Origin of the sequence: Muribaculum sp., assembly GCF_029051885.1 — a bacterium.
In the GTDB taxonomy this organism is placed as follows: Bacteria; Bacteroidota; Bacteroidia; order Bacteroidales; family Muribaculaceae; genus Muribaculum.
In genome coordinates this window covers 1-9,626 of record NZ_JAIDKI010000051.1, presented here as the reverse complement: position 1 = coordinate 9,626, position 9,626 = coordinate 1, and the positions used below count along the sequence as shown (strand labels likewise).

Annotated in this window: 5 protein-coding genes; 2 read left to right on the top strand and 3 right to left on the bottom strand. The window is 51.3% G+C overall.

What is annotated here, in order from left to right:
• Window positions 1–770 (top strand): hypothetical protein (locus tag K2I50_RS02280; protein WP_301024631.1); only part of this gene is annotated, 770 nt, incomplete at its 5' end.
• Between the two features lie 89 nt (window positions 771–859).
• Here K2I50_RS02280 and K2I50_RS02275 read toward each other — a convergent pair.
• Window positions 860–2,836, bottom strand: coding sequence for a KUP/HAK/KT family potassium transporter (locus tag K2I50_RS02275; protein ID WP_301024630.1), 1,977 nt, complete (start codon window positions 2,834–2,836; stop codon window positions 860–862).
• A 188-nt stretch (window positions 2,837–3,024) separates the two neighbouring features.
• Between K2I50_RS02275 and K2I50_RS02270 the strand changes: the two genes are divergently transcribed.
• On the top strand, window positions 3,025–4,464 hold the full coding sequence (locus K2I50_RS02270) for a sialate O-acetylesterase (protein WP_301024632.1): 1,440 nt from the start codon (window positions 3,025–3,027) through the stop codon (window positions 4,462–4,464).
• A gap of 791 nt (window positions 4,465–5,255) precedes the next feature.
• Here the strand turns inward: K2I50_RS02270 and K2I50_RS02265 are convergent.
• Window positions 5,256–6,260: an aldo/keto reductase gene (locus K2I50_RS02265; protein ID WP_301024629.1), complete on the bottom strand. Its 1,005-nt coding sequence runs from the start codon at window positions 6,258–6,260 to the stop codon at window positions 5,256–5,258.
• 27 nt (window positions 6,261–6,287) lie between these two features.
• The gene (locus tag K2I50_RS02260) at window positions 6,288–9,278 is read right to left on the bottom strand and encodes a tetratricopeptide repeat protein (RefSeq protein ID WP_301024628.1); all 2,991 of its coding nucleotides are present in this window, start codon (window positions 9,276–9,278) and stop codon (window positions 6,288–6,290) included.
• Window positions 9,279–9,626: the final 348 nt, after the last annotated feature.

Genomic DNA, 9,626 nt, shown 5'->3' with positions numbered 1-9,626 from the left:
ACGGTGGCTATGGCGACAATCTGATTGTGGATAACTATAGCTTTGACCGCAGTTGCATGTATGTAAAATCCGGGGTGAAGTGTGGTGTGGAACATCATATAGCTCTGGATGAGAAATTTGAATATCTGATAGTGCCTATGATACAGGGCGTCGTGTTTATGCTTGCCGCTGTAGGTGCGGTTGAGGCGGCATTTGTCGAGCGCGATACCGTGAGCTGCAGTCCGTTCGGCGGCCTGATGTATTGGCGTATCACCGAGCTTGGGCGTTTTATCTTCGGAATCACTGACAGATATGAGCATAAAGTAGAGATAAAGTCGGTCAATGATTTTATACTTGATGACCGTTATCTTCTTATCACTTTGGCCAATCAGGATACTGCAATGCGCGGTATCCTCGACAGGTTTGCGCGTCCGGTGTCGGCCAACCGGTATGCTGTGACGGCCGAGACTTTCTTGCGCAATTGCAAGAGTGGCAGAGATATAGAGCGCACGATAAGTCTGATACTTAATTTCGTGTGTCCGGAGCCCCCCGACAACTGGACTGAATTTTTCAACCGCATACGTCGGCAGGCAAGTGCTGTCGCTGTCGATGATACAGATTATGAAGTGTTTGTAATCGACCGCGATGACAAGGAATTGCAGCGATACCTGGCTATGTCGCCTGAGATGCGTGATATTGCCATATGTGCGCAGGGATTCCGTGTGCTTGTCGAGTCGGACAATCTGCCACGGTTCAGGGAACTGCTGCGCGACAAGGGGTATCTGCTTTAGACCCTGTTCCCCAATATTTGTTAACGCTGGGGCGGTCAAGCGTTAACAAATATTGGTGAACGGGGTCTTAGAGTTTGTGCTGACGTCTTTTACGCTTCCGCAGATTGGTCTGACCGTCGGATGCGGCGGCGGTGGGATGTGGATATTATCAGAGGAACCGATTCCATCACCACGCCGGATGTGTCAAGTCCCATGGCCTTTAAATCGCTGATGCCGATATGGCGTAGCCTGTCGTGCATGCGCAGAAGCATGGCATCCTTCCGCGTGCAGGAACTTTCGGCTGAAAACAGTCGGTTGATTACCACAAACCGGAAGTCGCCTGCCACGCCATGGCGGCGCAACGATGGGTAGGATGACGTTATGTCGACTTTACCCTCCTTTACGAGGTCTTCGACAACCTGTCTGAGATAGAGGCTGATTTTTGGCTCTACACGAAATCCCATCGTGATGGTGACGAAAAACATTGTATCCTCAATCAGTTCGTCGACTTTATAGTCGAGGCGCCACGGGTCGTCGCTTCGCTCGATATGTATTATCCAGTAGTGGTCGGCGCGTTTAGGCTGACGGCTTACGATGGAGTACAGTAACTTGTTCTCAAGTTTGCGGGGATTGGCTGAACGGCTGAAATATACTATATTGGAGGCATAGCGCGGCACCTCGTTGTCGTTTTTAAGGTCGCGGATAAGCGCGAGCTTGCTGTCGACACTACTGAACTCGATGTGGGAGTCGCGTATGCGCGTAGAGTTGTACCAGATTATCATCACAAGCGCTACCATGCCGGCGATGAGTAGGGTAAACCATCCTCCATGGGTGAATTTGGCGGCGTTGGCGGCGAAGAAAATGGATTCCAGAACTCCGAAAAATACCAGAAAAGATATACATATCCACGTTGCGTGGCCTTTGTGGCGCAGGTATATGGCGAGCAATATGGTAGTCATGAGCATGGTTATAGTGATAGCAAGTCCGTAGGCAGCTTCCATATGACTTGAGTCGCGGAACAGAAATACTGTAACCATACATCCTGCAAGCAAAATCCAGTTTATCGCCGGGATATATAATTGCCCTTTTTCGTTTGAGGGATATTTAATTCTGAGTTTCGGCCAGAAGTCGAGGTTTATCGCTTCGGAGAATATAGTAAATGACCCGCTTAGCAGAGCCTGGCTGGCGATAATGGCGGCTCCTGCCGACATGGCTACCCCCACAGGCATGAACCATGCGGGCATTATGCCGTAGAAGGGATTGACACCGTCTATCCCTCCTGTGCCGATTAGCCATGCTCCTTGGCCGAGGTAGTTTACAATCAGCGATATCTTTACGAATATCCAGCTGATGGATATGTTCCAGCGGCCGCAGTGGCCGAGATCGGAGTACAGAGCCTCAGCTCCTGTGGTACATAGAAATACAGCTCCGAGTATGAGAAACCATTCGGGATATGTCGACAGCAGTTTTATGGCATACCAGGGATTGAATGCGCTTAAGATGTGGGGGGCGTAATGGATATTGCATGCCCCGAGCACCCCGAGCATGAGGAACCATGCAAGCATGAACGGGCCGAACATGCGGCCGATTTTCCCTGTGCCATTCTGCTGCAAGATAAATATGCCTATGATGATGAGCACGACAATTGGTGTGACCGGTACTTTGGGAGTTATGATGGAGAGTCCCTCGATGGCCGATGTGACAGTAATGGCCGGAGTGATTACTCCGTCGGCGATTAACGCTGCCGCTCCGATTGCACCTATTAGGTATAGCCTCTTTTTCGGCAGGTTTTTGATAAGAGAGAAGAGTGCGAGGATGCCGCCCTCGCCGTTGTTGTCGGCCCTTAGGGCTATGATTACATATTTAAGGGTGGTCTGGAGAGTCAGTACCCATATCACACACGACACGGCACCTATGATGTAGTCGGCGTCGAAGCTCGGATTTACTCCGGTAATGGCTTTCATAACGTAGAGCGGTGAGGTGCCTATGTCACCGAATACTATTCCGACGGCAATGAGGAGTCCCATTGCCGAGAGTCCTTTCAATGAGGATGAAGATGTGGTATGGCGGTTATTTGCTATTTTCATATCGATAGATGTGGCTATACTATTACTATTATGCTTAATTCTAAACAATGCAGAGATATGATTGGTTTTTTGCGTAATTGTGTGGTGTTTTCTTCGGGAAGTCGCTATATTTGTAATCCGGTAGACTATCGAAACAATTATTAGCAATGAAAATCATAGAAGAGAATGTAAAAACAGCAGTCTGCGGTATGCTTATGGCGTTTGCAGGCATTTTTGGGTCGGCATCTATGGCTGAGGCACGTGTCGTGCTTCCTCATGTATTGTCGGATGGTATGGTGCTTCAGCAGCAGACTGATGTAAAGCTGAGGGGTAAGGCAAAGCCGGGATGCAAGGTTGAGGTCAAGACTTCCTGGAATGCATCGAAGGCAGTCGCCAAGGCGGGGAGCGATTCGCTATGGTGTGTGACCGTGTCGACTCCGGCAGCCGGTGGGCCATATGAAATCAATGTGTCGGATGGCGAAGGAGAGCCTGTTGTAATCAGGAATGTGCTGGTGGGGGAGGTGTGGTTCTGCTCCGGACAGTCTAATATGGAAATGCCGATGAGGGGATTTGACCGACAGCCTTTGAGGGGAACCAACGATGTCATAGCCAGATCCAAACCATCGACACAGATACGTGTGTTTACTCCCGACAGTCACAATGGGCGTTGGGTGCGCTCTTCAGCCAAGACACCTCAGTCGGATGTAGCCGGAGAGTGGTGGGAGAATACGCCTGATAATGTAGCTAATACGAGTGCTGTGGCATATCTGTTCGGGAAATATATCAATGAGGTGCTTGATGTGCCTGTCGGGCTTGTGGTGTCGACTCTCGGAGGCTCACGTATTGAGCCGTGGATGTCGAGAGAGTCGATGGATGAGTTTTCGGGATACAGCTACGAGCATCTGGAGAATGGTGCAAAAGAGAATCCATGGAATGATCCGTGTCTGCTGTATAACGCAAAGGTGGCGCCTTTTACCGATTTTCCTGTAAGGGGCTTTCTATGGTATCAAGGGGAGAGCAACCGTCATAATGCCGATAATTACGCTAATCTGATGGCAGCTATGGTCAGGGACTGGCGCACTCGCTGGGGCGGCGGTGACGGCATGCCGTTTTATTTCGTTGAGATAGCTCCGTTCCGCTATGAGGGCAACGATGGAATTTCGGCAGCACGTTTGCGCGAGGCTCAATCGGATGCTTTGAGTATCATACCCAACAGCGGCATCGCATCGACACTCGATGTGGGAAATTATAATTTTATCCATCCGGCAGATAAGTTTACACCTGCGGAGCGTCTGGCATGGATGGCACTGACTGATACATATGGTATGACCGGATTTGGCTCCCACTCTCCGCAGTATGAGTCGATGGAGGTGAAGGATGGCAAGGTATACATAAATGTGAAGTATGCACCCAATGGTCTTTGTCCGATGTGGACTTCGCTTTCGGGATTTGAAATCGCCGGTGCCGACCGAAAGTTTTATCCGGCTTTTGCCGAGATTGAGGAGAAGAGCTGTCGCCTTGCTGTAAGCTCGGAGGTGGTGAAGGAACCGGTGGCTGTGCGCTACTGTTACCGCAATGTGCCGGATGTGTCGGTGTATAATGTGGCCGGACTTCCTCTTTTGCCGTTCCGAACGGACGACTGGGAGTGATATACGGAATAAATATACGGAAATTTACAGATATGAGCGATTTTTAACACTAAAGTCGCTCATATTTATTTATCAGTAAATCAGCGGAATGTAAAATTTTTTATGTTAAAAAACATAGTTTTATTGCAGGTTTTCGGATATTTCATCTAACTTTGCACCGTAGTTAAACGTATATATTAGTGAAAAGCCGGAGAGCCGGCAAGTAAATTGTTTTAGGTCGAAGCGGATTAAAAACTGCTTCATAAATTTAAAAATTTTAATGGTATGAACAAGATGATCAAATTTTTTAAAGAAGAGGTAAGTGCTTATACTCGTCATCTTGGTGCCCACAGCTACTTCCGTGTAACGGGAGACTGCACCCCGATGACTCAGGAACGTAACTAAGGGCATTTCTCTGAATCTCCACAGAGGTGGAGGCAATGACGGGCGGCAGAATCATAGCCGCCGATGCAAGTAGTCTAACACTAAAAATAAGTGTTATGTTGAATATATTTAAGAAAGTGTTCCATTGGTATTTTGAGAACGCTGCCGAGATGTACAAATAGAATGTACAGACCGGAATCTCTCTTACTCGCACATCTACAATGATTTCCGACGGAATGGCAATTATAGTTGACTTTTGGTCGCTGAGATATGCTTAATCGGAATCATTACAGTAAAAAACAAGGAGATGTATCAGTAATTGCATCCGTAATCCGGTAGTGGATTGGCAATTAATGATACAACTCCATAGAGAATCGTGAAATTTTCACGATTTTTTTTGTATACGTATGTAACGCGCTGTGGGCTAATCAGCCTATTGCGTTGTCGATGAGGGCGAGCTCTTCCGGAGTGAACTCGGTATTCTTCAACGCGCTGATTGTGTCGGCGAGCTGATTGACGGAACTGCATCCGGCGATTACCGATGTGACACGCTTGTCGGAGAGTACCCATGATATTGCCATCTGGGCAAGCGACTGTTGGCGGGATTGGGCTATATCATTGAGTTCGCGTGTGCGGCGTATAATTTCGGGTGTGATTGTGTCGGCTTTCAGGAATCGTCCCTGTGCGGCTCGTGAGTCGGATGGCACACCGTGGAGATAGCGGTTTGTGAGCAATCCTTGTGCGAGTGGAGAGAATGCGATGAATCCGACGCCTGCCTGATGGACTTCTTCAAGGATGCCGGAGTAGACCGGCGCGCGGTCGAGCATATTCAGACGGTCCTGGAACAGAAGACAATGGGTGTCGCGTCGGTCGAGATACTCGAAGGCAAGTTTTGTCGCGTCGAGAGGCCATCGGGATATGCCTACGTAAAGGGCTTTGCCTGAGCGGACTATATCAACAAGTGCCTGAAGGGTTTCTTCAATCGGAGTCTCGGGGTCAAAGCGGTGGATGTAGAATATGTCGACATAGTCGAGGTGCATGCGGCGCAGGCTTTGGTCGAGCGAGGCCATGAGGTATTTGCGTGACCCCCAGTTGCCATATGGGCCGGGCCACATGTCGTAGCCGGCTTTGGTGGATATGAACATCTCGTCGCGGTAGGGGCGGAAGTCGGTGCGGAATATTTCGCCGAATGTCTGTTCGGCAGATCCGTATGGGGGCCCGTAGTTGTTGGCGAGGTCGAAGTGGGTGATGCCATGGTCGAATGCATAGCGCAGGATTTCGCGGGAGCGGCTCAGCGGGTCGCAGGCACTGAAGTTGTGCCATAGTCCGAGCGATATTTCAGGCAATAGTATGCCTGATTGTCCGCTCCGGCGATATTTCATGTTGCCGTCGGAGTAGCGATTGTCGGCTGGGGAGTAGATTGGGGGTGTCATAAGGTGTTGTGGCTTATGTGGAGGCTCTTATTTCTTGAGGCGTGTTTCAATCATCCGGAATATGTCGGCTTCGGTGCCGGGATAGTTTTCTTTCAGACTCTTGAGGTATTCGTCGGCCTCGAATGTGTTGCCTTGGCTGCGTGATATGTCGCTCAGGAGTATGTAGCCACGGGCAAGCCAGTACTGGTGGGGTGTGTTGGAGTCGATGAGGGCATCGACTGTGCGGCGGGCTTGTTTTAGGTTGCCTTTGTCGAATTGCTGCTGGGCGAGATGGAAGGCGGCCATTGCTCCATAGAGGTCGTCGGTGTCAGCGGCGAGTTTTTCCCATTCGGCGGCGGCCTGTGAAGTGTTGCCCTGTTGGGCGAGCGCATATGCTCTGGAGTATAGCACTTCTGTGCGGCGGTCGGTGGACAGTGCTGATGATGACAGCAGCGCGTCGGCTGAGGCTATTACATCGGCATGATGGCCGAGGTCGCGCGACACGCGCATGATGCCAAGGCGTGCAGCCTGTATGTTGCGTGCTCCGGAAGCGCTTGATTCGAGTGAGCGGAATGTAGCCAGGGCTTTTTCGGCGTCGCCCGATTCGAGTTCGATGTCACCTTTTATGGCAAGGCCCTCTTCGGCGGCTTCGGAGTGGGGGAAACGTGTCACGAGCGTGGTGGCATAGTTGAGAGCGTCGGTATGGTTGCCGCTCTCGAGCGAGGCTGTGGCGAGGTAGTTGAGCGCCTGTGGTGCATGCTGTCCTGTTGGGAAGCGCTCTACATAGTCTTTCAGTCGGTCGGTAGCCCCTGACGCGAGATATGATTTTTCGGCCGACTGGAATGTGAGCTGATCGATTTCGGTCGTGTCGAGGCGCGGTGCGTCGGGCACGCTTGCGATGAATGCGGTATATTGGTCGAGACGTCCTTCGTCGGCGAGAATGCGCTTGAGGTCGTCGGATGCTACGCGGGCTTCGTCGGAGGTTGGATAGGAGGATATTACCTTTTTATATGTGGCTATTGCGTCGGAGGTGTGTCCGAGCGACATCTGTGTGATAGCCATCTGCAGGTATCCGTTGCGTCCCTGTGATGTGCCCGGATATTTGGCTACAAGCCGGGAGTAGACGTTGAGGGCTTCGTCGGAGCGGTTGAGCGCAAGCAGGCTTTCGGCCTTTTCGAGCAGGGCCGATGCCATTAGTCCGGAGGTGGGATAGGTGTGCATCATCTGGTCGAGCATGTCGATTTTTTCGATATGAGCACCTGATAAGCCACGCATTACGGCTTTCTGGAATAGGGGATAGTCGCCTGTGGCGGGATTGGCAGAGAGGGCGCGGTCGTAGTTGGCTGCGGCTGCATTAAAATCTGACGAGTAGTAGTGGCAGTCGGCTATGCGGCAGTATGCGTCGGCGGTTATGCGAGGCTCGGCTGCTGATTGTCCCGATGCTTCAACTACTTTCTTGAAGTCGGCGAGGGCGTCGCTGTAGCGGCGTTGGGCAAACCGAGTGTATGCGAGGTCGTATAGGGCGATTGTGCGGTTGGGCGATGATTTAGGCGCGGTGCGCAGATATGTTGAGAATGCGGTGGCTGCCTCGGGATAGCGACCGAGTCGATAGAGGCAGTCGCCAATCCACAGTTCGGTCTCTGCGCCCATGTTTTTGTCGGCTTGCGGAGCGAGTGATTTGGATTCTCGGAATCGTTCGAGCGCCTGGGCGGTACGGTTGTTGGCAAGGTCGCGTGAACCGAGTATGTATAGCACACGCTGTTTTGCGGCTATGATGGCTGGCGTAGGCCGGTGTATGGCGTTTATTGATGCGAGAGCCTGGTCGTAGTTGTTGTCGGTGATGTAGCCGGTTACGAGATATTCCTGTACTTGTGGGGCGAAGCGTGAGTCGGGGTATGTGCGCAGGAAGTCTTCCATCAATGCTACAGAGCTGCCGAAGGGTGTGCGTCCGCCTTCCATGCGCGTTACGGCATAGTTGTAGAATGCAGTCTCGCGTACGGATGGGTCGTAGTCGAGGCGATAGGCTTTTTCGAGCGCCATGAGGGCAGCGTCCATGTTGCCCTGCTGGAGTGATGCCTGTCCGATGTATAGATAGGCCGACTGTCCGATGGCGTCGGGTTGATTGGTGACAGGGGTGAGGAGTTTTATGGCTCGGTCGAGTGCGCCCTGTTGGTAGGCGTTGATGCCGAGGATGTAGAGGGCCGATGGTTCGGCGCTGTCGATTGATGTAGTGTCGAGGTAGCGCTGGAGATAGCCGATGGCTTCCGGTGTGTCGCCTGTCTGGTATGACGATTCTCCTGCTATGCGGAGCATTTCGGGAGTGTATGGCGAATTGGGATTGTCGGAAATGGCACGTCGGGCCATGGCAAGGGCCTGGTCGTAGTTGCCTTCGTGGTATGCTATCTGTGTGAGGAAGTAGGGAGCCTGGTCGCCTGGCGAGGAGTATTGGTCGACGGTCTCAAACAGGTGTCGGGCCTCGGAGTATTCCCCCTTGGTGTAATATATGTAGCCTTGATAGAAGCGGGATGCGTTGGCGTAGGCCGGGGAGGATGTCAGACCGGCAAATCCGGCGAGGGCTTTTGAGGTGTTGCCAAGCATCATGTCGCAATAAGCGGTGCGGTAGATAAGGTCGTCGGCGAGGGCGAGGTCGGGCGCCGACGGAGAGATGGCATTGTAGGCGGTGAGAGCCTCGCGGTAGTTGCCTTGATAGAAATCGCAGTCGGCCAGAGCGATGCGCGCTTTCAGTGTCTGGGCAGTGGCCGGATAGGATTCGATATATTTTTGTAGGAGGGAGCGAGCGCTGTCAATGTTTCCTTCGCGAAGGGTAGCAATTGCTTTTCCCCAGGCAATTGCTTCCGTCTGTGCCGGGGTAGGGGAGGTGTGTTTGGCAATGTCGAGTTGATCGATTGCTCCCTGGGTGAAATCGTTGCGTAGGAGAACGATGCCGCGTTGCAGACATCCGTCGGCGAATGGCGAATTGATTTCGGCGGATAACGTGAGTGCGGCGGCGAGTGAGATTATAGTGAGTTGTCGTTTCATTGTCGCGAATGGTTGAAAATTTGTCTACAAGATGCGCCTATATCTATATAATGTGGGACTTGTCGTGTGAATCTGTGGAATGAATTCATTAGATGGATTCATGTTGTGGATTCATCAGACAGTCAGAATATTATGTCAATTCAGATAGCCCGGTATGTATCTCTGATATAGAGCATTTTGTAGTAATGCAAAGATAGCGAAATTGTGGAAAGATACAGACCCAAATAAAAAATATTTTAAAAAATATCTCCAAAGACTTGCACAATTAAAAAAGACTTCTTAACTTTGCAACGCAAAACGGCAAAAGCCCCAATGCAAGGTGCCATAGCTCAGTTGGTAGAGCAAAGG